Below are 24,783 nucleotides of genomic sequence, written 5' to 3'. Positions count from 1 at the left end.
TGCCGGGACTATGATTTTCGTGTTGTGCAAATCGCCTTCTGCGGGAGTTGGGGGGATCGATTTTTCTTATCGCGTGCAATTGTCGATACATTATGCACAATATCAGAAGTTCCCGATGTACAGGTTTACCGTGTCCCAGGCGTTGGTCCCCAGTACTTTGTTCGACGTTCCAAACAGATTCCACCGGCAGGCGGTTTTGTTGATCTGCGGTGCGATACTGATCCCCTTGGCGGTGTTGATATTCGGCTGGGGGTTTGGAAACGAGTGGTTCGTACGCCTCCAACGGCTGTTTCCAGCGATGGTGCCGCCGACAGCGTTGAGTATCATCGCGGCAGGTGTCGGGTCTTTGATGATGCGGACCGGGCACGGGAAGACTGCGGCCCTCTTGTGTGTCGGGCTGATCGTGACCTGCGTTCTGATTGAAGACGTCAACGATCTTGGCCTGCTGTTTCACGACGCCAGTGAAGGGATGTCATGGGCCTCGCAGACGGCCGCGTTGCTGGCGGCGGCCGCGCTGCTGGCGCAGGCGATGATGCCGGATTGGCGGCGTCTGATCACGCGACTGGATTCGGTCGGATTGTCCGTCGCCTGCCTGCCGCTGCTCGGATACATTTTCAACTCCGAGGCGCTTTGGGGCAACGTGGTTTACACCAAACTGGCGTTGCACACGGGGATCGCCTTTTTCCTGCTGTTCACCGGTCGGCTGATGATGCGCGCCGATGAGACCTGGATCGGTGTTCTGTATGCGCAAGAGCGTGGCAGTCAGATGGGGCGGCGGATCCTGCCGGTGGTGATCCTGGGCCCCATCGTGATGTGCTATCTTGCGCTGATCGCCACGCAACAACGGTTCGTCACCGCTGATTTCCGCCTGACCTGTCTGGCATTCGCGGTCGTTGCCCTGGGCACCTTTGCCGTGGTGACCGTGGCTGACCGGGTCAACCGGCTGGAACGCTCTGCCCGCGCCTATGAAGAAGAACTCAAGGAACGTGATCTGGAGCTGGTCCGGTCGCAGAAGGTTGCCGTGCTTGGGCGGCTGGTCGGTGGTGTGTCGCATGATTTCAACAACCTGCTGTCCGTCATCATTGGCAATCTTGAGCTGTTTGAGCATGATGAAAGCCCGGAAAACCGCGATCATTACAAAGATCAGGCTCTCAAGGCCGCGTCAAACGCGGCAGCACTGACGCGTCAGTTGCTGACCTATGGTCGAAAGTCGCGGCTTGAGCCTGAGCCGTTCGTGCTGGACCTGTCGGTTGCAGAGACCTTGCAAATGTTCCACCGGATCGTCGATCCGGGCGTGCGGGTCATCGAGCAATTCACTGTGCCGGGTCATCAGGTGTTCCTCGATCCGTCGAATTTTCAGCAGGTGCTTCTGAACATTCTGATCAACGCGCGCGATGCGATGACCACGCGCGGGATCATCTTTGTCACCACGGGTCTTGTCACCGATGTGCCGCCGCCCCGCGTTGCAACGCATGATGAGGGGCCACTGCGCGAAGGATCGTATGTCACCGTCGAGGTGCGCGATACCGGCAGCGGGATGCCGCCCGGAGTGCTGGAGCGTATCTTCGAGCCCTATTTCACCACCAAGGGTGTGGGAGAGGGATCAGGGCTTGGCTTGCCGATGGCGCAGGGGTTCTGCCGTCAGTCGAATGGGGATATTCGGGTCGACAGTGCTGTGGGCATGGGCACCACCGTCACGCTGTACTTCCCGCTCGCAGGCACCGTCGACCGCGCGGCAACGCCCATCGCTCGGCCCAAGCCGCACACGCCAAAGGGGCGGGCCCGTATCCTTGTTGTCGATGACGAGGACGCGATCACCGAGATGATGGCGACCCAGCTGACCCAGGACGGCTACGAGGTCGAGACAGCCAAGGACGCCCGCGCAGCGCTGGATCTGTTTGAATCGTCGCCGCGCTTCGATCTGGTCATTTCGGACGTGATCATGCCGGGCGACTTGCAGGGGCACCATCTTGCGGGCCGGGTTCACGCCCTGTGGCCCGATGCCAGAGTGTTGCTGATGTCCGGCTACGAGTCGAACCGGCTGCGCGAACAGTTCACCTTTGCTGGCCGGATCGAGTTTCTGCAAAAGCCGATTGATCGCAAGACGCTGCGGCGCACCATCGTCGATCTGCTCGAGTCGTGAGCCCTGCCGTCCCCCTCTTTCGCGGCGCGCAGGCAGCGAAAGAGGGGGCGGTGGTTACATTGTGCTGGGCAGGAACAGCACAAGGCCCGGAAAGACAACCAGCAAGATCAGGCGCAGGATGTCCGTCGCGATGAAGGGCAGGACGCCGCGAAAGATCGTCCCCAAGGGCACGTCTTTGGCGATTGTATTTATCACAAACACATTGATCCCGACCGGCGGCGTGATCAGCCCCAGTTCGGCGACCATGACGATGATGATGCCGAACCAGATCGGATCAAAGCCCAGCTGAATGATCACCGGATACACGATCGGCACCAGCAGCAGGATCATCGCCATCGTGTCCAGAATGCACCCGGCGATAATAAAGGCGATCAGGATCAGCGCCAGCGTTCCGTGCGCCGAGAAATCCAGATCCACCAGCCACGCCGTCAGCTTTTGCGGCGAACGGGTGATCGCAAGGAAATAGCTGAACAGCATCGCGCCGATCAGGACCGAATACACCGACACCGAGGTACGCAGTGCTTCGATCAGACTGTCGAGGATCTCTCGCGGGCCCAGACGGCCACGGACCACACCAAGAACCAGCGTCAGCAAGGCGCCGACGGCGGCGGCTTCCGTCGGGGTTGCGATGCCCATGTAGATGACACCGATCACCCCCAGGAACAGCACGATCACCGCCCAGACGCCGGAAAGCGCAGACAATGCCTCTTGCAGGTCAAACGGGGTGCCGGCGGGAAGGCCGCGACGATGCGCGGTGAGGATCGTCACCATGTAGAGCAGGACGGCCAGAATGCCCGGAACGATCCCCGCAATGAACAGTTGGCCAACGTCGGTTTCGGTGATGTAGGCATAAATGACCAGCACGACCGACGGCGGGATCATGATGCCCAGCGTCCCGCCTGCTGCGATCACGCCTGTCGCCGTATCCTCGCGATAACCGAAGCGGCGCATTTCGGGCAGGGCGATCTTGGTCATCGTGGCGGCAGTGGCGACCGAGCTGCCACAGATCGCGGCAAAGCCGGAACAGGCGGCGATGGTCGACAGCGCGACACCGCCCCGGAATTGTCCCAGCCATGAATTCGACGCGCGAAACAACTCTCGGCTCATGCCTGAATTGGTCGCCAGCACCCCCATGAGGATGAAAAAGCTTACCACGCTCAGGTTGAAATCGGTGATCACGCGGATGGGCGAGGTTGCCAGGACGTTGAGCGCCGGGGTCAGGCCGCGCATCGCACCATAACCGGCCACGCCAACCAGACCCAGCGCCACACCAATCGGGACCCGCAACAGCAACAGCGCAAAGAGGCTTACAAAGCCAAGAATAGCGATCAGGTCAGCGTTTGCCATGAGTGGCCTCTTCCAATTCGCGATCGTCGGCCGAATCGACCAACTCGCGTCCCGTGATAATGCGCAGCAATTTGACACTGACGGTCACGACACTTGCTGCGGCGCCAAGCCAGATGACGGCCAGAAACGGCCAGGCCGCCAGACGCAGTTCAAACGTGCTTTCGTTCGTGCGCATCGCGCTCTGCACGCGGCCCAGCATCTTCCAGGCGATCAGGGCGATGAACAGCAAGAGCAGTGCCCAGGCGAAGGTGTCGATCCAGCGGCGGGCGCGCGGGCCGACCATGTCGGCGATGATGTCGACCTGAATGTGCCCGCCCCGCAAGCCGATGACGGCAAAGCCCCACATCACGCAGGCACCCAGCAGGTAGCGCGAGATGTCAAAGCTGTCGGGGACAGGCATGGCAAGGGCATAGCGACCAAAGGTCGACACGACGACCAGAAGCATGACGATACCCAGAAGGATGGCTGCGATCGTTTCAACCGTTCGACAAAAGACTTCGATCAGGCGGGACATGGGTGCTCCGTCACTGCATTGGGCTGAAGAAGGGGATGTCCCCGGCCTGCGCGCGGGCACGCCGGGGACAAGGATGGCCTCAGGGCTGATAGGCACCATCTGCGGCGACGAGGCGTGCCTCAAGATCGGCCAGTGCTGCCGCCGGATCGGCCAGACCCGCTGCGGTGGCGTTGGTCGCCCATTCGGCGCGCAGTTCTTGCGACAGCTCTTGCCATTGCGCCAGTTGCTCGGCGTTCGGCGTGTACATCGTGTGCCCTTCGGTCTCGACGAAGTAGGGCCGTGCCTCACGCTCTTGCATTGCCCAGGGCGTGCTGACGCGCTCGGCCCATTCGGACGTGCAGTGATTGTCGATCACGGCACGGTTTTCGTCCGAAAGGTTGTTGTAGACGTCAAGGTTGATCGCCCAGACGAAGGCCACCGAATAGAGCGGCAAGTCCAGATGGTGCGTCACGATGTCTTCAACGCCGAACAGACGCAGGCTGTTCCAGGGTCCGCTGGTGACGTCGGCACCGCCGCTCGACAGGATCTCGCGCATTTCAGGCACGGGAACCTGCACCGGGCTGGCACCCATGTTGCCGATCAGGCGGGCGATGGTCCCCTGCGGCGGACGCACGTTCATGCCGGCGAAATCTTCGGGGCCGGCGATCGGGCCGCGGGTGGCGTGGAAGGTGCCCGGCTCGTGCAGGTGGACAAGGCAGACATGCACGTCGCCCATTTCCTGCTCGGCGTATTGTGTATACCATTCGTGCAGCGCACGGCTTGCCGAGGTGCCGTTCGACACCAGGAATGGCAGCTCTGCCGCTGCGATGATCGGGAAGCGGCCCGCCTGATAACCGGGGTTGATGAAGCTGATATCGACCACGCCGTCGCGGGCCATGTCATAATGGTCCGGCGCTGCGCCCAATTGCTGGGCGGGATAGATGTCGACCTGAATACGGCCGTTCGATTCCTCGGCGATGGACTGTGCCCACGGCACCATCCCCAGCGTGTCGACGGTGTGCACCGGCGGCACCCAATGCGACAAGGTCAGCGTCACTTCCTGAGCCTGCACGGCCGGCGCGAACGCCAGCACAAGCGCCGTCGACGCCGCGAATACGGATTTTTTCATGGTTTTCCTCCCTCAATATGGCGCAGCCCCCCGCCGCGCCGGAACCCGTCGCCACCATGGCGGCGGGTCAGTCTTTTGTGGCGGGCTCAGCCGCGCCGCAAATTGGTGATGACCCGGTCCATAAGCCCGAGCAGTTGATCGGTTTCCTCGGCGCTCAACCCGTCCAGCGTGCGCATTTCCAGCTCAAGCGCCTGTGCCGTCAGGTCGGCGACAACCGCTTGCCCATGGTCCGTTGGCCAGACCGCGTTCGAGCGCCGGTCGCCATCGACCGCGCGGCGCTCGAGAATGCCGTTGGCTTCCATCTTGTCCAGAATCGGCACCAGGCTTGAGCGTTGCAGCCCCACGGCCTCGGCCAGTTTGATCTGCGATTGGCCGGGGTTCTGGCAGATGATCGACAGCAGGCCCAGATACCGTGCCGCGCCGCCGTGATCGGGCACTTTCGCCTCAAAGCTCTTGTAGGCCAGAATCTGCGCCATCCGCAGGCGAAAGTTGACGCTGCGTTCCAGCGACGGCTGCAGTTCCAGCGGTGCTTCGGCGTCGATATCGGCCAGCAGTTGGGCGGCGCTTTGCATGATTTCTCTCAGATAGTCGGATACTGGATTGATCGAAGTCGAACAATTGGATATCACGACAGTCAGGAGCTGTCCAGATACTCTGTGGGCACGTGGGAGGAATGACATGACCGAGACAAACGACCGTGCCGGGCTTGCCTGGTGGCACCCCAGCGCTCAGGGGCCCGCTCTGCTGGACATCACGCTGGGCGATTTGCTGGACCAGCAGGCCGATGCGCGCGGATCGCGTCTGGCGATTGTCGTCGACGACCGCAGCCGCGATGTGTTGACCGAATGGACCTTCGCCGCGCTGCGCGCCGAGGCTGACCGGCTGGCGCGCGGGATGATCGACTGGGGCATTGGCGCGGGCGACCGGGTGGCGGTCATGGCCCCCAATTGCGCGGAATGGGTGCTGCTTGAGTTCGCACTGGCCAAGATCGGTGCGGTGCTGGTGACGGTGAACCCGGCGCTGAAACGCAACGAGCTGGACTATCTGCTGGGGCAGGGTCAGGTCGCGGCGCTGTTCTTCTCGGCCAGCTTCCGGGGCAGCGACATCATCGGCGATCTGCGCGCGCTGTTGCCGGATCTCGCCGCTGGCCCCGACGGCCTGCGCCAAGGCTCCGCCATGCCAGCCCTGCGCCGTCTGGCGCTGATCGGGCCGGGCGAGGCACCGTTTGCCGTGCCTTTCGACACCCTGCTCGCACGGGGCGACGGCGTCGATGACAGCGCCCGACAGGCCCGGCAAGCGCAGGTGCAGCCGCGCGATGTGGCGCAGATCCAGTACACCAGCGGCACCACGGGCAAGCCGAAAGGCGCGATGCTGACCCATCATTCCACCGTCAACAACGCGCGGTTGATGGCCGACCGGGGCAGCTATGCCGACGGCGACGTGATGCTCTCGGCTATGCCGCTGTTTCATACGGCGGGCTGTGTGTGCAACGTCATGGCGATGCTGGCCTGCGGCGGGGCGCTGGTGACGATGGATGCGTTTGACGCCGGGCGCATGCTCGATCTGTGGGATACCTATCAGCCCAGCCTGCTCAACGCCGTGCCGACGATGATGGTGCGGATGCTGGAGCACCCGACCTATCCGCAGCGCAACACCCGCACCATGCGCCGGATCATCACCGGCGGCACCAGTGTGCCGCCCAGTCTGATCCGCCGGATGCGCGATGAAACCGGCGGCGAGCCGCTGGTGATCATGGGCATGACCGAGTGCAGCCCGATCATCACCCAGACGCAGGACAGCGACGATCTTGAAACCCGCGTCAGCACGGCAGGCGTGCCGCTGCCGCATACCGAAATCCGCATCGTCGATCCCGAAACCGGTGCGGTGAAGGGCTGGGGCGAGGCGGGCGAGCTGTGCATTCGCGGCTATCTGACCATGGCGGGGTATTTCGACATGCCCGAGAAGACCGCCGAGACGATTGAACCGGACGGCTGGCTGCATTCCGGCGATCTGGCGGTGCTGGCCGAGACCGGGCATTTGCGCATCGTGGGCCGGATCAAGGACATGATCATCCGGGGTGGCGAGAACGTCTATCCGGTCGAGATCGAGGAGTGTCTGCTCGACCATCCCGCTGTGAGCGAGGCGCAGGTTGTCGGCGTGCCCGACCCGGAACTGGGCGAAGAGAACTTTGCCTATGTCGTGCTGGTGCCCGGCGGCGATGTGACACCGCGCGCCTTGCAGGATTTCTGCCGCGACCGGATGGCGCGTCACAAGATGCCGAAATACATTGCTGTCGTGACCTCGATGCCGATGACGGCCAACGGCAAGATTCAGAAATTTGCGCTGCGCAACGAGGCCGCCGAGGCCATCCAGAGCGGGCGGATCAAGGCGGTACGCGGATGACCGAACTCCCCCTGCTTTTTACCCGTGAGGGGTCCGTTGCGGTCCTGACCTTGAACCGCGCCACGGCGCGCAATGCGCTCAGCCCTGAACTGACCTGCCGTCTGGCCGATGCGCTGGCCGAGATCGACGCCGATGACAGTGTTCGCGCAGTCATCCTCACCGGTGCGGGGGACAAGGCGTTTTGCTCGGGCGGTGATCTGGCGCTGTCGCTGCCGCTGCTGTCGGGCGCGCGTCAGCCGGAAACCGAGTGGGACCGCCGCTTTCTGACTGACGACGGCATCAACGACCGCATCGCTTACCGCAATATCGAGCTGCACAAGCCGGTGATTGCGGCGGTGAACGGGGCCTGCATGGCGGCGGGGATGGAGATGCTTCTGGGCACCGACATCCGCATCGCCGTGCCGCAGGCCCGCTTTGCGCTACCCGAGGTGATGCGCGGCGTGATCCCCTTTGCCGGGGCGCTGGCGCGGCTGCCGCGTCAGATCCCCTATGCGATGGCGATGGAGATGCTGCTGACCGGCGAGCCGATTGACGCCGACACCGCTCTGCGCGCGGGTCTGATCAGCCGGATCGTCGCGCCTGACGCGCTGATGGCCACCGCGATGCAGATCGCGCAGCGCGTGGCGGCGAATGCGCCGGTTGCGGTGCAAGAAACAAAGCGCACGGTGATCGCCGCGACCGGCCGCACGCTGGCCGAAGGCTACGCGCTTGAGGAAATCTCGAAGGCGCGGGTGATGGCGACGGAAGACGCGCGCGAAGGGCCGCGCGCCTTCATGGAAAAACGCGCGCCGGTCTATCGCGGGCGCTAAGGCGGAGACGGGATGATGCTGTCAGGAAAAGTGCTGCTGATCACCGGCGCGGGGCAAGGGATTGGCCGCGCCACCGCGCTGGCGGCGGCGCAGGCCGGGGCGGCTGTCGTGGTCAACGACATCGACGCCGATGCCGCGCAGTCCGTGGTCGATGAGATCCGCCAATCCGGGGGACGCGCGGTGGCCGAGGTTACGGCGATCGGCGTGAATGGCGCGGCCGAGGCCTGTGTCGGGCGCGCGGTTGAAGCGTTCGGGCGGCTGGATGCGCTGTTTTCCAACGCCGGTGTGCTGCGCGATTCCGTGCTGTGGAAGACCGAGGACGACGCGTTCGATCTGGTCCTCTCGACCCATCTGCGCGGCACATTCCAATGCGGACGCGCTGCGGCGCGGCAGTTCAAGGCGCAGGGCGGTGGGGGCAGCCTGATCCTTGCGGCCTCGCCCGCCGGGCAGTTGGGCAATTTCGGGCAGGGCGCCTATGCGGCGGCCAAGGCAGGCATCGTCGGCATGATGCGCTCGTGGACGCTGGAGCTGGCGCGCGACCGGGTGACGGTCAACGCCATCGTGCCGACCGCGCTGACGCGGATGACGGCGACGATCCCGGCGCTGGCCCCGCATGTCGCGGCGATGGAGCGCGGCGAGCCGCTGCCCGCGCAGTTGCGCGCCAGACATGGCATCGGCACGGCGGCGGATATTGCGCCGCTGGTGGTGTTTCTGGCCTCGGACGCGGCGCGCGGCGTCAGCGGGCAATGCATCGGTATCGGTGGCGACCGGCTCAGCCTGTGGTCACACCCCGCCGAGATCCGCACCGACCTGCACGCGCAGGGCTGGACGCCCGAGGCTCTGGCGGCGCAGTGGGAGAGCTTTTCAGACGGTGCGGTGCAACGCGTTGGCGTGCCACTGGATTTCGACTGAGCATAGGCCCGCGGCGGCGCAAAGGCGCTGCCGATTTCACGCGGACACCAACATGGATCAGTGTGGTCTGACGGCTGCTGGCCGATATTGGACAAAGCTCACCACCGATGGGTGAGCGATATCGTGTCCAGCTACGCCAACGTCACACGGGAGGGCCGTTGCCCTTCGTTTCGGTTCTCCTGTGTGTCTGACGCCTGCGCATGTCTCTGGAAAGATCGCTCTGATGACGTCGATTGCCTTTGTCTGTCTTGCCTGCCCCAAGGCCCGATCATGACGCGCACCGCGCTTCTGGTGGTGATCGCCGCGCTGGCCGTCGTGGCGCTGGTCGCGGCTTATATGGTCTATCAGGACCGCCAGAGCGGCATCAGCATCCAGATCGACGGTCAGGGCATTTCCATCGACGGACGCTAACCACCGCAGCCGGGTCGATCACGGCCACCCGGCAGGCCGACAGCCCCAACAGAAAGCACCCGCCATGTCTCTTGGCTTGATCCTTGTTATCCTTCTGGTCCTCGTTCTTTTCGGCGGGGTCAGTGGTCGCTTTGGCGGCTATGGTTTTGGCTATGGCCACACCAGCGTCGGCATTCTGGGAACGATTCTTATCGTTGTGGTGGTCCTGATGCTGCTGGGCCGTATCTGAGGCCGTTCAGCGCAGCAGCGGACCCGTGTGATCCAGATAGACCGGATCGAACCCGGCAAAGTCGAGCAGGCGGTCGTAGTCGTCATACGTGACGTACCCGTCGCGAAAGGTCAAAAGCCCCGTCTCGCGCAATTGCCGCAAGACGCGGTTGACGTGGACGGCGCTCAGCCCCAGCGCGTCGGCCAGCAGGTATTGCGTCAGCGGGCAGGCATAGCCCGCCTTGGTCGCCAGCCCGACCAGCGACAGGCGCGAGCCCAGCTCGAGCAGGAAATGCGCCATGCGTTCTGCGGCGTGGCGGCGGCCGATACCCACCAGATGCTCGACCACCATCGCCTCATCGCGTGAGGCCGCCCACAGCACCGCCGTGGCCAGACGGGGCGTGCGGGTGAAGGCACCCAGCAGGTCGCTGGCATGTACCTCGCAGACCTCGATATCGGTGATCGGCTCGATGCTGTGATCGGCGGTGTGCAGCAGCACGCTGCGCAGGCCGAGAAAGTCGCCCGGGATCTGGAAGTCGACGATCTGCCGCTCGCCATCGCGCAGGATCTTGTAGGAACACGCCCAGCCTGACGCCAGAATATAGGCGGCCTGATCCGACTGACCCTGATGGACCAGATCGCGCCCGGCGACAAAGGTTCGGCGTCGTTTGTGCAGCGCGTCGAGCACGGCCAGCTCGACCGCAGACAGGGCGACAAACGCGCCCAGCTTTCGGGCCAGCGGCATGAGGGAAAGGGTCTGTGCTGTTCCGTCCGGGTGCATCAAGCGGCTTTCAAATTCGTACGGGCGACTGATGTTGATCAGCCCGGGAAGGTGGTTTCTGACCGATCCTGTGGCGGCGACAGCCCCGCCACTCGGCGCCGGGCTGAAGACAGCGAGAGGCAGCACCACATGACCGACGATAGCATACCCGCAGGTATGGCGGCGCTTTCAATCTGCGAGGCGTTGCTTCTGGCGCTGAACGACGCGAAAACCCTGCCAGAGCGCGAGATTTTGGGCATTCTGCAGGATGCGGCGGCCACCCATGAAAATGCCGCTGGCACCGAGGCTGAGCAGGCGCTGCACGCCACCGTCGCGGCGCTGATCACCCGGATCATCGCGGGCGGCAATTGGGTGCGCAGGCCCTGAGGCGATCAGAAGACCCCGCTGGGCGACACCGTGACCGTAACGCTGAGCGCCGCTGTCGTGTCCGCGCTGCCGATGAATTGCCCGGACACCGGCACCGCCTGACGCACATCGCGCACCACGGCGACCGGGATCAGGTTGCCCGAGCCCATGCTGCGGTTGGTCGGGTCGAACGCGATCCAGCCAGCACCGGGCACAAAGATTTCCGCCCAGGCATGGGTCGAGCCAGAGTCGGACGAGCCGATCAGGCTGCCCGTCGGGTCATAAAGATACCCCGACACGATGCGCGCGCCAAAGCCCAGCGTGCGTGCGGCTTCGGCAAAGAGCACGGCGAAGTCGCGGCACGATCCCCAGCCCCGGTCCAGCGTGGCCAGGGGCGATTGCGTGCCCTCCATCTCGCGGCTCTGGTACGCGATCTTGTTGGACACCCCGTTGCTGATGTCCTTGAGCAGCGACAGCGTGTCTGTCGGTTGCTTGAAGATGAAGCTGGCCACCCAGCGCGCAAAGCGTCCACGATCGTCGGGGAATTGCGGTGTGGGCAGTGCGCCCAGATCGACCCAGTCGTCGTGCGAATACTGAAACGGATAGGTCGTGGCCGAGGCCGCGATCGAGAACACCGGCCAGGCGGGCGCGGTCAGTTCCAGCGTGGCGCGGCTTTCGATCACCAGCGTATCGGTGGGGGCAGTGAAACTGGCCGTTGCAACAGCGTTCCCGGCCACGTCATGCGCCCAGGTGACCGTCGCTTCGGGCGTGATGGTCACGGTATGCGACAACAGTTTGAGATCGCGCGATTCGCGCGGGCGCAGCATCAGCCGGTGTGGCCCCAGCGAGACGGGGTTCTGGTAGCGGTAACTGGTCGTATGGACCGTTTCGAGAGTTGTCACAGCAAGTCCTGTTAAAGAAGGGCAGGGCGGGGCCTGCCATAGGGGTGCGTTTAGCGGCGCGAACCCGATGGGGCCGCGTTGCGCCAGGCTTTCTGACCCTTGCAACGCTTGCAGATGCGCTCGCCAAAGCCTTCGCTGACAAAGGCGGTGCCGCAGCGCAGGCAGTTGCGGGTTTTCGTCACGTCGTTCTGGGCCGGTGTCACCGGCGCTTCAACGGACTGGAGCGGTTTCTCGGTCATATCGCGATGTCCTCGTTCAGCCGGTCCAGAGCGGCCAGCCGGGGGTGGCAGTGCCCGGTCTCGGCGGGAAACGGCGAGAGCAGGCCGATCAGCGTTTGATCGCCAGCAGCGGCATGCCTTCGTTCTCTGCGACCTGAATCGCGCGCTGTGTCATCGTGCGGCGCGGTGTTGCGTCCGCAGTCGCGCTGCCGTTGGTGGGGTCGTGGCGCAGCGGGGTCTCTGACAGGCCATCGGCGTGCATTACCAGCCGGACCATGGGGTCGGCCATCCTCTCGTCCAGAAACGCCCGGTCGTGCGCTGGCTTCGTGGCGGCGTCCTGCGCCAGCGCCTCGTTCAGCGCCGTGACGGAAAGCGTCAAATGTCGCACCATCCCGGGATGCGAGGCGCGCGGATGCAGCAGAATGCGTACCATGGACCGTGCTGGACCAGACGCATCACCCCACGGGGTCGCGGTCACTTCGGTCTCGATCCGATACGCACCCGCCGGCAGCGTTTCGTGCAATCCGGGCAAGGTGAACGCGCGCTCGAAAACCGCCGTGCCGTTCTGTGTCAGGCGTTTCATGGGCGCGGACTCCGCTTGCCGGTTGTTGTTTCAGGACGGTGTCTTGTCAGCCGGGGTCTTGGCTGTGCTCGGCTCTGGTGTCTTGGCAGTGTCAGGTTTTTTGTCAGATGCAGCAGGAGCCGGGGCGGGATTGGCCGCGCGGGTCGTGAGGTCCTTGAAGGACATGGTTTTCATTCCTTGATCGCTGGCAGCAGCGCGCCAGCCCTACACAGATGGGGGTCGGCGCGCCCCATTACCATGGAGCGCCGCCTGATCAGGCCCTGCCGTCGACGATTTCGTCAGTCCAGACCTCGAACCCCGTCAGCGTATTGGGGCCGAATGTCTGCACCAACGGAACATCCGCCGCGTCACGGCCTTGCGCCATCAGCACCCGACCCATGCGCGGCACATTGTTGCGCGGGTCGAACATCCACCATTGCCCGCCCAGATAGACCTCCATCCACGCGGCAAAGTCGCCGGGGGGATGTGGCAGAGGCTCGCCGATGTCGCTGAGATAGCCGGTGCAATAGCGCGCCGGGATGTTCATGCAGCGGCAAAGGGTGATGGCCAGATGGGTGTAATCGCGGCACACGCCGTGACCCTCGGCCAGTGCCTGCGACGCGGTGCGCGTGGCGCGGGCGTGTTCATAGCCAAAGCGGATATGATTGTGCACATAGTCGCAGATCGCCTGCACCCGTGCTGTGCCCGAGGGGGTGTTCTGGAACAGCCGCCACGCCTCGTCCGACAGAAGGTCGGTGTCGCAGTAGCGGCTGCCCAGCAGGTAAACCAGCGTTTCCGACGGCAGGTCCTGCACCGCGTGCTGGTCCATCATCGGCGGGACCGGATCGCGCAATCCCGCGTCGCGGCAGATCCCGTCCGTGGTCAGGGTGAACTGACCCTCGGGCGCGACCAGCCGCACGCACCAGTTTTCAAACCGGTCGCGGTAGCTCTCCAGCGGAACGGCGGGGATGGTGGTCAGATAGTCTGGCCGTTCCAGATCGCCGAAGCGCGAATAGTGCATGTTGAGCATGACGATCATCGGCGTCGCCTGTTGCAGTTGATAGGTGAGCCGACAGCCCAGAGTTATGCGCATGAAGAGGGTTCCAAAGTCAGGCTGAAAAGAGGGGACAGTAGCCTCTTACGAGGCTTCCAGATCCAGTTCGGCGATGCAGGCCTGGGCCAGATCGCGGCTCGGGGCATCGGCACCCGGCATGGTTGCCCAGCCGGTCGCCATCACCGCATCGCGCTGGCGATAGGCGGCAACGTCGCGGATGCTGGCCAGTTGAGCTTCGCGCGCCGGATCAGCGCGCGACAGGCCGACACAGACCGGGATCATCGCCGTGATCACGTCGTTATGCGCCCTTTCGCTTGCCATCGTGTCTGCGCTGCTGCCGGTCATCCAGCCACCCCAGCTAAAGCCAATGATCGCAACAAGAACGGCGCCGCCAACGGCGCCATAGATACCGGGTTTCAGCCAATCGGGAGTGGTCAAATCAAGTCCTCCTGCGGAGATAGCGCCGCATCGCTTAAGCCTGGGCCATTGCGGCCCTCCTGAGCACGGCAGAGGGCCGCCTCAAGATCGCGTCCGGTGGTCTGGCGCAATTCGGTCACGCCGTTGAGAAAGCCGGTTCCGGGTACGCTCAAATAGCGCGCCGAGCCTGGCGGGGACGCGTCGGTTTCGGTGATGATCTCGTAATCGCCCGCCGGTAGCTTGTCGGGGTATCCCCTCAATCGGAACGGTCGGGCAAACGTCAGGGTCGAACGGGTTGACCGCGTGTTCATCCGGTTTCCTTGGCTGAGGTCGCTGCGTCGGGCGGGCTGCGCCCCTGCACGGCGTCGTGTCCGGCGCCTGGGGCGTCATCACCACACACACGCACGATACCGCGCGCGCAGCAAGGTCAGACTGATCGAGGTTAGTGCCGTGTCGGCGCATCGCGTGATCTATGGGCGGAACCGGAGGGCTTAGCCCGTATCCGTGCTGATCTGGATCAGCACGGGGCGACGCATGGCCTGTACTATGGGCGGATCCTGTCTGCGTGTTGATCGCTTCTGGGGACGACACAGGACAGAAGACGCCGTTGCGCCACGCCCGGCGCTGTGCGAACGCAGGAGATCACCATGAGCGGACCCTCGATTGAACACCCGCACGGCACGCAATTCGATGCGTTTCTGTATGCGCCGGTGGGCGATGACCAGAACGGCTTTGTGGTGACCGTTCTGTCTGCGCTGGCCCGTCTCGGTCTCGATCCGTGGAAAGAAGCGTCCGAGCTGGGCGCGCTGCCGCGCGAGGCGGCGCGCAGCCGGTTGGGCGCTTTGCTGGCCAGTTTTCGCGATGTTCCGGCCATGGTGCGCGAACACGCGGCAACCTCGGACCGGCTGACCCGTTTGCTGCCCGAACGCATGCGCCAGACGCCCAAGCTGCCGGGCACATTGGGCGCGGCGACGCAGGCGCTGCCGCTCGGCGCGATCATCGCGGTGTCGGTGGTGCTGCTGATCCTGGCGCAGCTCTTCTTCTTTGCGCCGTTGGGGGCGGGCGGATGATGCGCGCCGTGACCCTGAGTCGCCACCACGAGCCCGATCTGTGGGAGATGGAAGAGCATTTCTGGACCGCCGGACTGGATGCGGCACGGGGCACCTCGGCGACGGGTGCGGTGATGATCCTGCCCTATGCGCCGGGAATCCTGCAGGGTCAGACCATCTGGCAGCACCTGAAAGACCAGCCGCTCTGGCGCTCGATCACGATGACCGAGAAGACCTATAGCCGCCAGAAAGACGTCGCCGTGCTGGCTTACCGCGCCTCGGCCGAGCGAGAGGATGCACCGATCTACGAGGCGCTTTGCGTCTCGACCTATCTGCGCGACGACGGCCGATGGGTGCGCCTGTCGCATCAGGAAACGCCGGTCGCCTGAGGTCAGTAGGCTGACAGACCCGCGTTGGTGTTGAGCAGATATTGCGAAAAGATCGGGCTGCTGGCGGCACCCACGGCGCGGGCGTTCTCGCCCACGCTGCCCGCCTCGATCCGGGGTTCGATCAGCCCGCGCTTGTCCTGATTGACCAGATAGCGCCGCACCCGCTCGACCAGTTCGCTGCGGACATCGGGCGGGAAGGCCCCGTCGATGACGATGGCCTCGAAATCAATCACCGAGCAGATCGACAGCGAGGCCTTGGCCAGTTCCTGCGCCGTTTCGCCGATCCACGGATCGACATAGCGCGCCAGCCCGGTCCAGTCCTGCGGCGTTTGCCACAGGATCTGCGGGTTGATCCCGGCTTCGATCAGACGCGCCTCGAGCAGATGCAGGGAAGCCACGTCGATCAGCTGCTGGCTTTCGCCCAGTGGCCCGGTGCTGCGCATGGACCCCAACGCACCCGCGTTGCCCTGATTGCCCTCGAACACCGTGCCATTGAGCGCCACGCCGCCGCCGATGAACGAGCCGATGAAGAAATACGCGTAGTCGCGGAACTGTCTGCCACGCCCGTAGAGGTGTTCGGCGTGGCAGGCGGCGGTGCCGTCGTTGACGACAAAGGCGGGCAGGTCGCTGAACTGCGCGACCTCATGGGCGAAATCCACATCCTTCCACGAGCGGAACTTGTCAGCGGCAAGGCCGACGATGTTGTGCCATTTCCACAGCTCGAACGGCGTTGCGATGCCGATGCCGCAGATGCGCGGCAGCAGGGCAGGCGGCAGGTGCCCCAGCATCGTTTCCAGCCCGTCCTTGAGGAAGCGAAAGACGTTCTCGGGCAGCGGGTAGGGATAGGTGGTGTGGATCTGCGCGCGCACGGTGCCCGCGAAATCCAGCAGCAACAGATCCGCGCTGCGCCGACCGATCTTGAGACCGAAGGCCAGCACGCCGTCGGGGTTCAGCTCCATTGGGATCGACGGCTTGCCGACCTTGCCGCGATTGGGTGCGCCGCGCCGCAGGATGCCGTCGCCTTCCAGCTTGCGCGTGATGATCGAGGCGGTCTGTGTCGACAGGCCCGTGCGCCGGGCCACGTCGATGCCGGGCATGGCACCATAGCGATGGATGACAGACAGGATCAGGCGTTCGTTGTGATCACGAACCCCGCTTTGGCTGACGCCCCCTGACAGTTCTCTGACGTGATCGCCATCCATGCTGCGGACCATAGTCGCCTCTCTGACCCAAGGAAAGGTCGCATGGATGAATTAGTAAATCAACTTGATTTATTAATTGACAGACTCAAGGGAATCAGGTCATTTGAGCGTCACCTGCCCTTGAGGATGCGGCAGGGGGTATCGGGGCAGCCGCACCGGACACCAAGGGATCAAAGGGAGGACACCATGAAACTACTGCTCACCAGCTCGGCGCTTGCTCTGGCCGCGATGACCACGGGTGCGATGGCTCAGGACGCCACCGCCTGCCTGATCACCAAGACCGACACCAACCCGTTCTTTGTGAAAATGCGCGAAGGCGCGACCGAAGCCGCGAACGCCGCAGGCATCAACCTGCTGACCTATGCCGGTGCCATCGACGGTGATGTCGAAGCGCAAGTTGCCGCCGTTGAAACCTGCATCGCGGCGGGCGCGGCCGGCATCCTGATCACGCCGTCGGATTCCCGGGCGCTGGCACCGGTCGTGACGCAGGCCCGTGAAGCCGGCATTCTGGTCATCGCGCTGGATACCCCGTTCGAGCCTGCCGATACCGCCGACGCGACCTTCGCCACCGACAACTTCGTTGCCGGTCAACTGATCGGCCAATGGGCCGCATCGACCATGGGCGACACCTCGGGCGCGCGCATCGCGTTGCTGGACCTCAACGCCTCGGAAATCTCGGTCGACTATCTGCGCAACAACGGGTTCCTGCAGGGCTTTGGCGTCGACATCATGGACCCGACCGACATCGGCGACGAAACCGATGAGCGCATCGTCGGCAACGACGTGACCAACGGCAACGAAGAGGGTGGCCGCACGGCGATGGAGAACCTTCTCCAGCTCGATCCGGGCGTCAACGTGGTCTACACGATCAACGAGCCCGCCGCCGCCGGTGCCTATGAAGCCCTGCGCGCCTTTGGTCTGGAAGAACAGGCGATCATCGTTTCGGTCGATGGCGGTTGCCCGGGCGTGCAGAACGTCTCGGAAGGCATCATCGGCGCGACCTCGATGCAGTTCCCGCTGCGCATGGCGGCCATGGGTATCGACGCGATCATCGCCTTTGCGGCAGATGGCACGCGGCCCGAGAACACCCCCGGGCTGGATTTCTTCAACACCGGGGTTACGCTGGTCACCGATCACCCGGTGGAAGGCATCGACTCGATCACCTCGCAGGAAGCGCTGTCGCTCTGCTGGGGCTGATCCCCTGAACGACCGACGGCCGGGCGGTCAGCGCCCGGCCGCAGGTGACGCGAGCCACGGCTCTTGGGGTGCGTGACACAACGGCCCGAAACTTCTCTGTTGGAGGAAAAGATGGCAGAGCGATCCACCGCATCGGGGCAAGAGTTCGAACAGACTCTGAACCAAAGTGACACCTCTGTCGCTGACTTCGCCAACAAGCGTCGCGCGCCCTTGCAGCGGGTGCAGCACACATTGCATGCCAACCCGACGTTGGTGCCGATCATCGTGCTGGCCGTCGCCATTGTGGCCTTTGGTCTGATCGCGGGCGAGCGGTTCTTCACCCCCTTCAACCTGACCCTGATCATGCAGCAGGTGTCGATCATCGGTATTCTGGCCGCCGCGCAGAGTCTGGTGATCATCACCGCCGGTATCGACCTGTCCGTCGCCGCGATCATGGTGCTGATCAGCGTGATCATGGGCAATCTGGGTGTCAATCTGGGCGTGCCCACCGTGCTGGCACTGCTGCTTGGCTTTGTTGCCGGGGCGGCGGCGGGGTTGCTGAACGGGCTGTTGGTCACCAAGATCAAACTTCCGCCCTTCATTGTCACGCTGGGCACCTGGAACATCTTCTTTGCGCTGAACCTGTGGTTGTCAGGCGCGCAGTCGATCCGCAGTCAGGATATCGATGCGAATGCCAGCTTCCTGAAGTTCTTCGGCACCAACATCATTCTGGGATCGGCGCGGCTGACCTATGGCTCCTTGTTGATGGTCGCGATCTTTGTGGTGCTCTGGTATGTGCTCAACAAGACCGCCTGGGGCCGCCATGTCTATATGATCGGCGACGACAAGGAGGCCGCCGAAATGGCCGGTATCCGCACCAACCGCACGCTGGTGCAGGTCTATATGGTTGCCGGGTTCATCTGCGCGATTGCTGCCTGGGCCTCGATCGGCCGGGTCGGTGCGATCTCGCCGCAGAGCTTCTATGAGGGCAACCTGTCCAGCATCACCGCTGTGGTGATCGGGGGGATCTCGCTGTTCGGCGGACGGGGCTCGATCCTGGGCGCGCTGTTCGGGGCGCTGATCGTCGGCGTCTTTGAATCGGGGCTGCGTCTGGCTGGGGTCGACGTGCTCTGGCAGGTCTTCGCCACCGGCTGGCTTATCATCATCGCGGTCGCCATCGACCAGTGGATCAGAAAGGTATCGGCATAATGTCTGGGATCACCCCTGTCGTCAAAGCCACCGGGATCGTCAAACGCTACGGCCATGTCACGGCCATCGACAACGCCGATTTCGACCTCATGCCCGGAGAGATCCTTGCCGTCATTGGCGACAACGGGGCGGGGAAATCGTCGATCGTCAAGGCGATCTGCGGCGCGATCCAGCCCGATGCGGGCGAGATCCTGATCGAGGGCAAGCCGGTCAACTTCTCGTCCCCCATCGACTCCCGCGCCATGGGGATCGAGATCGTCTACCAGACCCTCGCCCTGTCGCCGGCCCTGTCGATTGCCGACAACATGTTCACCGGGCGTGAGATCCGTCGCAACGACGTCTTCGGCAAGTATCTGGGCCTGCTGGACAAGAAGGCGATGGAGAAATTCGCCCGTGAAAAGCTGACCGAGCTGGGGCTGATGACCGTCCAGTCGATCAACCAGACCATCGAGACGCTTTCGGGCGGGCAGCGTCAGGGCGTCGCCGTGGCGCGCGCTGCGGCCTTCGCGACCAAGTTCATCATCATGGACGAACCGACTGCCGCGCTGGGCGTCAAGGAAAGCCGCCGAGTGCTGGAGCTGATCAAGGACGTGCGCGACAGGGGCATCCCGATTGTGCTGATCAGCCACAACATGCCGCATGTGTTCGAGGTCGCCGACCGCATCCATATTCACCGGTTGGGCAAACGGCTGTGTGTGATCGACCCCAAGGACTATACCATGTCCGATGCCGTCGCCTTCATGACCGGCGCGAAAGAAGCCCCCGCGCTGACCGCAGCCTGAACCGGACAGCACCGCTACCGGGCGCCATCGGACAAGCCGTCCGGTGGCGCTTTTCGCTGTGTGCGGTGTGTCTGGCCGCGCGCGGTTTTCATACTTGTGAAACTGTTTGCTCTCCATGCGATAGGTTTTGACAAGTTGGCCAAAAGCCCGGCTCCTAGAACACGGAAGGGCGTGGATTTCGATCCGTCAGGGAGGCTCTCACAACACCACAAAACCGGCCGCACAGCCTGCGGCGACGGGGTGTTTCGGGCTGCTCCGCTGACAGATCGGGTGCGACGCGCGCCCCATGTGCAACAGCCGGAGGCGACATGCCCCTGATCCTACTCGATGACCCTGACTCCACCCTGTCCATGCTGCGCGACAGTGTGGCCGGGCTGGCCGCCCGCGCCGATGGCCCGGCCACGATGCGCCGCCGTCGTGCCGAGGGCGCCGATCTGGACGCCGGTGTCTGGAGCGCCATGGCCGAGGCCGGGTTTCTGGGCCTGACCCTGCCCGAGGATCTGGGCGGCATGGGGCTGGGCAGTGCCGAACTGGTCGTGCTGGCCGAGGCGCTGGGCCGCGCGCTGCTGACCGAAGCCTACACGCCGCTGGCCGTGTTCCCCGGCGCGCTGCTGGCCGGGTTGACGCGCAGCGCCGCCATTCTGCCGATGGCCGAGGGGCTGATTGCGGGCGCACAGATCCTGCCGGTGCTGTGGCAGGACGCGCGCGGTTGCCGTGCGCCCCTGTCCCTGACCGCAGACGCTACGCTGACCGGCGAGGCGCATCTGGTTTCGGGGGCCAGCGCCGCCACCGGCTTTCTGGTGCTGGCGCAGGATGCCGACGGGTTGGCGCTGGTCCATCTGGACGCCGGGGCCGAAGGGCTGCGCCTCCACCAGCGCCCCGGTGTTGATGGTGCGACACTGGCGCGGGTGACGCTGCATGCGGTGCCGGTCACCGCGTCGCAGGTTCTGGGCCGGGGCGAGGCCGTCGAGGCCGCCCTCACCGCCGCCATCGAAATCAGCCGTCTTGCGCTGGCCGCCGAGCTGGCAGGCCTTGCCTCACGCGCGCTGGAGATCACCGTCGAGTACACCAGCAACCGCGTGCAGTTCGGCAAGACCATCGCCAGCTTTCAAGCCATCCAGCACCGCTTGGTCGACATGTGGGCCGAGGCCGAATTCGCCTGCGCCGCCGTCGCCCACGCCGCCACCACCACCGCCGAAGACCGCGCCCAGGCCGTTCTGGCCGCCAAGGCGCGGGCCGGCGATGCCGCCACCGCGATCACCCGCAAAGCCATCCAGCTGCATGGCGCGATGGGTTTCACCGACCAATGCGACATCGGCCTGTACCTGAAACGCGCGATCAGCCTGAACGCGACGCTGGGCCAACCCGAGGCGCTGCGCCTTGCGTTTCTCGATGCCGATCTCGCTGCCTGAAAGGACCACTCCATGCGTAACGACTTGATCAAGACCGAGATTGCCGACCACATTGCCGTGGTCACCATGGATGCCCCGCCGGTGAACGCGCAATCGCGCGAATTCATGGAAGAGCTGATCGAGGTGTTCGACGAACTGAATGAGACCCCCGGCGTGCGCTGTGTCGTGCTGACCGGCGCGGGCAAATGCTTTTCCGCCGGGGCCGACATCAAGTCGCGCGCCAAGGTCGCCGACGGCGCGCCCGGCGACACCTATCGCCATCTGCGCCGTGCGCGAGAGGTGGGCTTTGTCATCACCGAAATGAACATCCCCGTCATCGCCGCTGTGAACGGCCCGGCGCTGGGCGCGGGCATGGGTCTGGCAATCTGTTCGGACATGATCGTCGCCTCGACCAATGCGGTGTTCGGCCTGCCCGAGATCGACATCGGCCTGATGGGCGGTGTGCGCCACACGATGCGGGTCTTCCCGCTGTCGCTGACCCGCCGCATGGTGCTGACCGGCTGGCGCGTTCCGGCGGGCGAGCTGTATCGCCGCGGCCTGATCGAAGCCTGCGTCGAGCCTGAGGAGTTGATGGAAACCGCGATGGGTCTGGCGCGGCAGATCGCCTCGAAAAGCCCGGCGGGCATCCGTCTGGCCAAGCGCGCGCTCAACACGGTCGAGACGATGGGCCTGAAGGACGGCTACCGCTTCGAGCAGAACCTGACGGTCGAGATGACGCGCCATGACGACAGCAAGGAAGCCATGCGCGCCTTCATCGAAAAACGCCCGGCCGTGTTCAAGGATGAACTGTGATGCTGCCCGCGCAACAAGACTGGAACGCGCTGAGCGACGAGGCGTTTCGCGCGATCTTCCGCGACTGGGTCGATGCCCATTGCCCGGCGCATCTGCGCTTCATGCGCAAGCAGCGCCCGGTGTTCGACGAGGTCGCCGACTGGTATCTGGCGCTGTCGGCCAAGGGCTGGCTGTCGCCGATCTGGCCGCAGGAACATGGCGGCATGGGGCTGAATGCCGCCAAGCATATTGTTTACGTAGAGGAATGGGCGCGGCTTGGCTGTCCGCGCATCCCCGATCACGGCATCGGCCTGACCGGCCCCTTGCTGATCGAATTCGGCACCGAGGCGCAGAAAGAGTTCTTCCTGCCCAAGATCCTGACCGGCGAACACGTCTGGTGTCAGGGCTATTCCGAACCGGGCGCCGGGTCCGATCTGGCGTCCTTGCGCACCTCGGCGGTGCGCGATGGCGATGAATTCGTGATCAACGGCCAGAAGATCTGGACCACGCTGGCGCATTGCGCGAACTGGATCCTGCTGCTGGCGCGCACCGACAAGGACACGCCCAAACCGCAGGGCGGCATCACCGTGTTGCTGGTCGATCTGACCTCACCCGGCGTCGTCGTGCGTCCGATCCCCAACCTGCGCGAAGAGGCCGATTTCTGCGAAGTGTTCTTTGATGACGTGCGGGTGCCCGTCAAGAACGTCGTGGGCGAGATCAACGGCGGCTGGGCGCTGGCCAAGGCGGTTCTGGGGCATGAGCGGATCTTTCTGGGCGCGCCCTCGCGGCCCGAATACGCGCTCAAGCGGCTGGAGCTGCTGGCGCGCGACCGCGGGGCGTTTGACGATGCGGCGTTCCGCTCGCGCTATGCCAGACTGCGGCTGGATCTGTATGATCTCGGCTCGGCGTTCGAGCGCTTCGCCAAGGTGCTGCGCGAAGGCGGCACGCTGGGCGCGGATGTGTCGGTGCTCAAGCTGTTCTGCACCGAGCTCTATCAGCGCATCACCGAAGAAACCCTCGACGTCGCGGGCGAAGAGGCGCGGTTCTACGATGATCTGGACATCGCAGACGGCCATGTCGACGCGATGAACCTGTTCCTTGACGCGCGGGCCCCGGCGATTTTCGGCGGCTCGAACGAGATTCAGCGTAACATTCTGGCCAAGGCTGTCCTTGGCCTGCCGTCACGGTGAGGGCCCCATGAGCACACCGACCGACTACGCCCTTGAAGCGCGCGGCCTGACCAAATCCTTTGGCGGGTTCCACGCGGTCAAGGATGTGACCCTGAAGGTCAGGCGCGGGTCGATCCACGCGCTGATCGGGCCGAACGGGGCGGGCAAGACCACCTGCTTCAACCTGCTGACCAAGACCTTGACGCCGACCAGCGGACAGGTGCTGCTGGACGGGCAGGACATCACCGGCCTGCGCTCGGCGCAGGTGGCGCGGCTGGGGCTGGTGCGCTCGTTCCAGATTTCGGCGACGTTTCCGCATCTGACCTGTCTGGAAAACGTGCGCGTCGCGCTGCAATCCAGTCAGGGCACGGCGTTCCGGTTCTGGCGCTCGCTGAACTCGATCAAGGCGCTGAACGACCCGGCGCGCGCGCTGCTGGCACAGGTGGGCCTGTCCGGGCAGGAAGATACGCCGGCGACCGAGCTGTCCTACGGAAAGAAACGCGCGCTCGAGATTGCCACGACGCTGGCGCTGGACCCCAAGGTGATGCTGCTGGATGAGCCGACGGCAGGCATGGGCCACGAAGACATCGCGCCGATCACCGACCTGATCCGCACCGTGTCGGCCGGGCGCACGATCCTGATCGTCGAGCATAACCTCTCGGTCGTTTCCAGCCTGTGCGAGCGCATCACCGTGCTGCAACACGGCGAGGTGCTGACCGAGGGAACCTATGACGAGGTCTCCAACGACCCCGAGGTCATCACCGCCTATATGGGAGGCGTCGATGACGAGTGACGCGCTGCTTTCGGTCGAAAACCTGCACGCCTGGTACGGCGAGTCCAAGGCGCTGCACGGGATGAATTTCACTGTCCGCCCCGGCGAACTGGTCACGCTGATCGGTCGCAACGGGGCGGGCAAATCCACCACGCTGCGCTCGATCATGGGCATCGTGGGCAAGCGCACCGGGGCGATCCGCTTTGACGGGCAAGAACTGATCGGCAAGCGGACCTATCAGATCGCCCGCGCCGGGATCGCCTATTGCCCGGAAGAGCGCGCGATCTTCTCGTCGCTGAACGTGTCGGAAAACCTGACCCTGCCGCCGGTGCTGAAACCCGGCGGGATTTCGGACAGTGATCTGCTGGCGCAGTTTCCCAACCTGCAGCGCCGGCTGAAAAGCCCCGGCACCAAGCTGTCGGGCGGCGAGCAGCAGATGCTGGCCATCGCCCGCATCCTGCGCACCGGCGCGCGGTTCCTGTTGCTGGACGAACCCAGCGAGGGGCTGGCCCCGGTGGTGGTCAAGGAAATCGGCGAGCAGATCCTGCGGCTGAAGGCGCAGGGATTCACCATCCTGCTGGTCGAGCAGAACCTGCAATTCGCCCGCCGTGTGGCCGATCGCCATGTCGTCGTTGAGAACGGCGTGGTGGTGGACACGCTGGATGCCGAAACCCTGCGGACCGACATGGACCGCGTCAAACATTACCTGGGGGTCTGAG

The 24,783-nt window shown here is 64.4% G+C and carries 29 protein-coding genes; 17 read left to right on the top strand and 12 right to left on the bottom strand.

The window, feature by feature from the left end:
- The first annotated feature begins 403 nt into the window (after nt 1-403).
- Nucleotides 404-2,143: an ATP-binding protein gene (locus OKW52_RS01790; RefSeq protein WP_264504192.1), complete on the top strand. Its 1,740-nt coding sequence runs from the start codon at nt 404-406 to the stop codon at nt 2,141-2,143.
- Nucleotides 2,144-2,197: 54 nt separating this feature from the next.
- Here OKW52_RS01790 and OKW52_RS01785 read toward each other — a convergent pair whose 3' ends face one another.
- The 4 genes from OKW52_RS01785 to OKW52_RS01770 form a co-directional block, all read right to left on the bottom strand.
- Complete coding sequence (locus tag OKW52_RS01785; protein WP_264504191.1) at nt 2,198-3,490, bottom strand: TRAP transporter large permease; 1,293 nt, start codon at nt 3,488-3,490, stop codon at nt 2,198-2,200.
- A complete protein-coding gene (locus OKW52_RS01780; protein ID WP_264504190.1) occupies nt 3,477-4,004 on the bottom strand; it encodes a TRAP transporter small permease in 528 nt (175 codons plus the stop codon). The genes OKW52_RS01785 and OKW52_RS01780 overlap by 14 nt, the downstream gene beginning before the upstream one ends.
- A 79-nt stretch (nt 4,005-4,083) precedes the next feature.
- Nucleotides 4,084-5,112, bottom strand: a complete 1,029-nt coding sequence (locus OKW52_RS01775) for a TRAP transporter substrate-binding protein (protein ID WP_264504189.1) — start codon at nt 5,110-5,112, stop codon at nt 4,084-4,086.
- Nucleotides 5,113-5,198: 86 nt separating this feature from the next.
- Nucleotides 5,199-5,684, bottom strand: coding sequence for a MarR family winged helix-turn-helix transcriptional regulator (locus tag OKW52_RS01770; RefSeq protein ID WP_264504188.1), 486 nt, complete (start codon nt 5,682-5,684; stop codon nt 5,199-5,201).
- A 106-nt stretch (nt 5,685-5,790) separates the two neighbouring features.
- On the opposite strand from OKW52_RS01770, the gene OKW52_RS01765 reads away from it, so the two are divergent.
- From OKW52_RS01765 to OKW52_RS01745, 5 genes are all read left to right on the top strand, one after another.
- Nucleotides 5,791-7,515 (top strand): AMP-binding protein, encoded by a 1,725-nt coding sequence (locus OKW52_RS01765; RefSeq protein ID WP_264504187.1) that lies wholly within the window; start codon nt 5,791-5,793, stop codon nt 7,513-7,515.
- Nucleotides 7,512-8,324, top strand: a complete 813-nt coding sequence (locus tag OKW52_RS01760) for an enoyl-CoA hydratase/isomerase family protein (protein WP_264504186.1) — start codon at nt 7,512-7,514, stop codon at nt 8,322-8,324. Before OKW52_RS01765 ends, OKW52_RS01760 begins: the two co-directional genes overlap by 4 nt.
- 15 nt (nt 8,325-8,339) lie before the next feature.
- The gene (locus OKW52_RS01755) at nt 8,340-9,236 is read left to right on the top strand and encodes an SDR family NAD(P)-dependent oxidoreductase (protein WP_264504185.1); all 897 of its coding nucleotides are present in this window, start codon (nt 8,340-8,342) and stop codon (nt 9,234-9,236) included.
- 270 nt (nt 9,237-9,506) lie between these two features.
- Nucleotides 9,507-9,647, top strand: a complete 141-nt coding sequence (locus OKW52_RS01750) for a hypothetical protein (protein ID WP_264504184.1) — start codon at nt 9,507-9,509, stop codon at nt 9,645-9,647.
- A 64-nt stretch (nt 9,648-9,711) separates the two neighbouring features.
- Nucleotides 9,712-9,876: a DUF3309 family protein gene (locus tag OKW52_RS01745; protein WP_264504183.1), complete on the top strand. Its 165-nt coding sequence runs from the start codon at nt 9,712-9,714 to the stop codon at nt 9,874-9,876.
- Nucleotides 9,877-9,882: 6 nt separating this feature from the next.
- On the opposite strand, the gene OKW52_RS01740 is transcribed toward OKW52_RS01745, so the two are convergent.
- On the bottom strand, nt 9,883-10,599 hold the full coding sequence (locus OKW52_RS01740) for a Crp/Fnr family transcriptional regulator (RefSeq protein WP_264504182.1): 717 nt from the start codon (nt 10,597-10,599) through the stop codon (nt 9,883-9,885).
- Nucleotides 10,600-10,764: 165 nt separating this feature from the next.
- Here OKW52_RS01740 and OKW52_RS01735 point away from each other — a divergent pair, with 165 nt between their 5' ends.
- Nucleotides 10,765-11,001 carry a hypothetical protein gene (locus OKW52_RS01735; protein WP_264504181.1) on the top strand — a complete coding sequence of 79 codons (237 nt, stop codon included), beginning with the start codon at nt 10,765-10,767 and terminating at the stop codon, nt 10,999-11,001.
- Nucleotides 11,002-11,006: 5 nt separating this feature from the next.
- Here the strand turns inward: OKW52_RS01735 and OKW52_RS01730 are convergent, their stop codons facing one another.
- The 6 genes from OKW52_RS01730 to OKW52_RS01705 form a co-directional block, all read right to left on the bottom strand.
- On the bottom strand, nt 11,007-11,882 hold the full coding sequence (locus OKW52_RS01730; protein WP_264504180.1) for a transglutaminase family protein: 876 nt from the start codon (nt 11,880-11,882) through the stop codon (nt 11,007-11,009).
- A 50-nt stretch (nt 11,883-11,932) separates the two neighbouring features.
- A complete protein-coding gene (locus tag OKW52_RS01725) occupies nt 11,933-12,121 on the bottom strand; it encodes a hypothetical protein (RefSeq protein WP_264504179.1) in 189 nt (62 codons plus the stop codon).
- An 88-nt stretch (nt 12,122-12,209) separates the two neighbouring features.
- Nucleotides 12,210-12,683: a hypothetical protein gene (locus OKW52_RS01720; RefSeq protein ID WP_264504178.1), complete on the bottom strand. Its 474-nt coding sequence runs from the start codon at nt 12,681-12,683 to the stop codon at nt 12,210-12,212.
- A gap of 253 nt (nt 12,684-12,936) precedes the next feature.
- The gene (locus OKW52_RS01715; RefSeq protein ID WP_264504177.1) at nt 12,937-13,755 is read right to left on the bottom strand and encodes a transglutaminase-like domain-containing protein; all 819 of its coding nucleotides are present in this window, start codon (nt 13,753-13,755) and stop codon (nt 12,937-12,939) included.
- A gap of 45 nt (nt 13,756-13,800) precedes the next feature.
- The gene (locus tag OKW52_RS01710) at nt 13,801-14,154 is read right to left on the bottom strand and encodes a hypothetical protein (RefSeq protein ID WP_264504176.1); all 354 of its coding nucleotides are present in this window, start codon (nt 14,152-14,154) and stop codon (nt 13,801-13,803) included.
- Nucleotides 14,151-14,444, bottom strand: a complete 294-nt coding sequence (locus tag OKW52_RS01705; RefSeq protein ID WP_264504175.1) for a hypothetical protein — start codon at nt 14,442-14,444, stop codon at nt 14,151-14,153. The genes OKW52_RS01710 and OKW52_RS01705 overlap by 4 nt, the downstream gene beginning before the upstream one ends.
- A 336-nt stretch (nt 14,445-14,780) precedes the next feature.
- Here OKW52_RS01705 and OKW52_RS01700 point away from each other — a divergent pair, with 336 nt between their 5' ends.
- Nucleotides 14,781-15,203 carry a hypothetical protein gene (locus tag OKW52_RS01700; protein ID WP_264504174.1) on the top strand — a complete coding sequence of 141 codons (423 nt, stop codon included), beginning with the start codon at nt 14,781-14,783 and terminating at the stop codon, nt 15,201-15,203.
- An 8-nt stretch (nt 15,204-15,211) separates the two neighbouring features.
- A complete protein-coding gene (locus tag OKW52_RS01695; RefSeq protein WP_264504173.1) occupies nt 15,212-15,571 on the top strand; it encodes a hypothetical protein in 360 nt (119 codons plus the stop codon).
- A gap of 2 nt (nt 15,572-15,573) precedes the next feature.
- Here the strand turns inward: OKW52_RS01695 and OKW52_RS01690 are convergent, their stop codons facing one another.
- The gene (locus tag OKW52_RS01690) at nt 15,574-16,773 is read right to left on the bottom strand and encodes an ROK family transcriptional regulator (protein WP_264507631.1); all 1,200 of its coding nucleotides are present in this window, start codon (nt 16,771-16,773) and stop codon (nt 15,574-15,576) included.
- Between the two features lie 186 nt (nt 16,774-16,959).
- On the opposite strand from OKW52_RS01690, the gene OKW52_RS01685 reads away from it, so the two are divergent.
- The 8 genes from OKW52_RS01685 (at nt 16,960) to OKW52_RS01650 (ending at nt 24,782) form a co-directional block, all read left to right on the top strand.
- On the top strand, nt 16,960-17,970 hold the full coding sequence (locus tag OKW52_RS01685) for a sugar ABC transporter substrate-binding protein (protein WP_264504172.1): 1,011 nt from the start codon (nt 16,960-16,962) through the stop codon (nt 17,968-17,970).
- Between the two features lie 111 nt (nt 17,971-18,081).
- Complete coding sequence (locus OKW52_RS01680; RefSeq protein ID WP_264504171.1) at nt 18,082-19,158, top strand: ABC transporter permease; 1,077 nt, start codon at nt 18,082-18,084, stop codon at nt 19,156-19,158.
- Entirely contained in the window at nt 19,158-19,940 is a 783-nt protein-coding gene (locus tag OKW52_RS01675) for an ATP-binding cassette domain-containing protein (protein ID WP_264504170.1), read from the top strand. The genes OKW52_RS01680 and OKW52_RS01675 overlap by 1 nt, the downstream gene beginning before the upstream one ends.
- Before the next feature lie 308 nt (nt 19,941-20,248).
- Entirely contained in the window at nt 20,249-21,352 is a 1,104-nt protein-coding gene (locus OKW52_RS01670; protein WP_264504169.1) for an acyl-CoA dehydrogenase family protein, read from the top strand.
- Between the two features lie 12 nt (nt 21,353-21,364).
- Nucleotides 21,365-22,144, top strand: a complete 780-nt coding sequence (locus OKW52_RS01665; RefSeq protein ID WP_127107970.1) for an enoyl-CoA hydratase/isomerase family protein — start codon at nt 21,365-21,367, stop codon at nt 22,142-22,144.
- A complete protein-coding gene (locus OKW52_RS01660; RefSeq protein ID WP_264504168.1) occupies nt 22,144-23,313 on the top strand; it encodes an acyl-CoA dehydrogenase family protein in 1,170 nt (389 codons plus the stop codon). The genes OKW52_RS01665 and OKW52_RS01660 overlap by 1 nt, the downstream gene beginning before the upstream one ends.
- A 7-nt stretch (nt 23,314-23,320) precedes the next feature.
- Entirely contained in the window at nt 23,321-24,085 is a 765-nt protein-coding gene (locus OKW52_RS01655; RefSeq protein ID WP_264504167.1) for an ABC transporter ATP-binding protein, read from the top strand.
- Nucleotides 24,075-24,782, top strand: coding sequence for an ABC transporter ATP-binding protein (locus tag OKW52_RS01650; RefSeq protein ID WP_264504166.1), 708 nt, complete (start codon nt 24,075-24,077; stop codon nt 24,780-24,782). Before OKW52_RS01655 ends, OKW52_RS01650 begins: the two co-directional genes overlap by 11 nt.
- The last annotated feature ends 1 nt before the right edge of the window (nt 24,783 follow it).

It is taken from the genome of Pararhodobacter zhoushanensis (assembly GCF_025949695.1).
GTDB classification, from domain to species: domain Bacteria; phylum Pseudomonadota; class Alphaproteobacteria; order Rhodobacterales; family Rhodobacteraceae; genus Pararhodobacter; species Pararhodobacter zhoushanensis_A.
The sequence above is the reverse complement of the archived record's forward strand: the minus strand, read 5'-3'. Positions and strand labels throughout refer to the sequence as shown.

What these genes read in the sequence shown, in the direction of transcription:
- OKW52_RS01785 (WP_264504191.1), bottom strand. Translation starts at nt 3,490, where the DNA reads ATGGCAAACGCTGACCTGATCGCTATTCTTGGCTTTGTAAGCCTCTTT.
- OKW52_RS01780 (WP_264504190.1), bottom strand. Translation starts at nt 4,004, where the DNA reads ATGTCCCGCCTGATCGAAGTCTTTTGTCGAACGGTTGAAACGATCGCA.
- OKW52_RS01775 (WP_264504189.1), bottom strand. Translation starts at nt 5,112, where the DNA reads ATGAAAAAATCCGTATTCGCGGCGTCGACGGCGCTTGTGCTGGCGTTC.
- OKW52_RS01770 (WP_264504188.1), bottom strand. Translation starts at nt 5,684, where the DNA reads ATGCAAAGCGCCGCCCAACTGCTGGCCGATATCGACGCCGAAGCACCG.
- OKW52_RS01765 (WP_264504187.1), top strand. Translation starts at nt 5,791, where the DNA reads ATGACCGAGACAAACGACCGTGCCGGGCTTGCCTGGTGGCACCCCAGC.
- OKW52_RS01760 (WP_264504186.1), top strand. Translation starts at nt 7,512, where the DNA reads ATGACCGAACTCCCCCTGCTTTTTACCCGTGAGGGGTCCGTTGCGGTC.
- OKW52_RS01755 (WP_264504185.1), top strand. Translation starts at nt 8,340, where the DNA reads ATGCTGTCAGGAAAAGTGCTGCTGATCACCGGCGCGGGGCAAGGGATT.
- OKW52_RS01750 (WP_264504184.1), top strand. Translation starts at nt 9,507, where the DNA reads ATGACGCGCACCGCGCTTCTGGTGGTGATCGCCGCGCTGGCCGTCGTG.
- OKW52_RS01745 (WP_264504183.1), top strand. Translation starts at nt 9,712, where the DNA reads ATGTCTCTTGGCTTGATCCTTGTTATCCTTCTGGTCCTCGTTCTTTTC.
- OKW52_RS01740 (WP_264504182.1), bottom strand. Translation starts at nt 10,599, where the DNA reads ATGCCGCTGGCCCGAAAGCTGGGCGCGTTTGTCGCCCTGTCTGCGGTC.
- OKW52_RS01735 (WP_264504181.1), top strand. Translation starts at nt 10,765, where the DNA reads ATGACCGACGATAGCATACCCGCAGGTATGGCGGCGCTTTCAATCTGC.
- OKW52_RS01725 (WP_264504179.1), bottom strand. Translation starts at nt 12,121, where the DNA reads ATGACCGAGAAACCGCTCCAGTCCGTTGAAGCGCCGGTGACACCGGCC.
- OKW52_RS01720 (WP_264504178.1), bottom strand. Translation starts at nt 12,683, where the DNA reads ATGAAACGCCTGACACAGAACGGCACGGCGGTTTTCGAGCGCGCGTTC.
- OKW52_RS01715 (WP_264504177.1), bottom strand. Translation starts at nt 13,755, where the DNA reads ATGCGCATAACTCTGGGCTGTCGGCTCACCTATCAACTGCAACAGGCG.
- OKW52_RS01705 (WP_264504175.1), bottom strand. Translation starts at nt 14,444, where the DNA reads ATGAACACGCGGTCAACCCGTTCGACCCTGACGTTTGCCCGACCGTTC.
- OKW52_RS01700 (WP_264504174.1), top strand. Translation starts at nt 14,781, where the DNA reads ATGAGCGGACCCTCGATTGAACACCCGCACGGCACGCAATTCGATGCG.
- OKW52_RS01690 (WP_264507631.1), bottom strand. Translation starts at nt 16,773, where the DNA reads ATGGATGGCGATCACGTCAGAGAACTGTCAGGGGGCGTCAGCCAAAGC.
- OKW52_RS01685 (WP_264504172.1), top strand. Translation starts at nt 16,960, where the DNA reads ATGAAACTACTGCTCACCAGCTCGGCGCTTGCTCTGGCCGCGATGACC.
- OKW52_RS01680 (WP_264504171.1), top strand. Translation starts at nt 18,082, where the DNA reads ATGGCAGAGCGATCCACCGCATCGGGGCAAGAGTTCGAACAGACTCTG.
- OKW52_RS01675 (WP_264504170.1), top strand. Translation starts at nt 19,158, where the DNA reads ATGTCTGGGATCACCCCTGTCGTCAAAGCCACCGGGATCGTCAAACGC.
- OKW52_RS01670 (WP_264504169.1), top strand. Translation starts at nt 20,249, where the DNA reads ATGCCCCTGATCCTACTCGATGACCCTGACTCCACCCTGTCCATGCTG.
- OKW52_RS01665 (WP_127107970.1), top strand. Translation starts at nt 21,365, where the DNA reads ATGCGTAACGACTTGATCAAGACCGAGATTGCCGACCACATTGCCGTG.
- OKW52_RS01660 (WP_264504168.1), top strand. Translation starts at nt 22,144, where the DNA reads ATGCTGCCCGCGCAACAAGACTGGAACGCGCTGAGCGACGAGGCGTTT.
- OKW52_RS01655 (WP_264504167.1), top strand. Translation starts at nt 23,321, where the DNA reads ATGAGCACACCGACCGACTACGCCCTTGAAGCGCGCGGCCTGACCAAA.
- OKW52_RS01650 (WP_264504166.1), top strand. Translation starts at nt 24,075, where the DNA reads ATGACGAGTGACGCGCTGCTTTCGGTCGAAAACCTGCACGCCTGGTAC.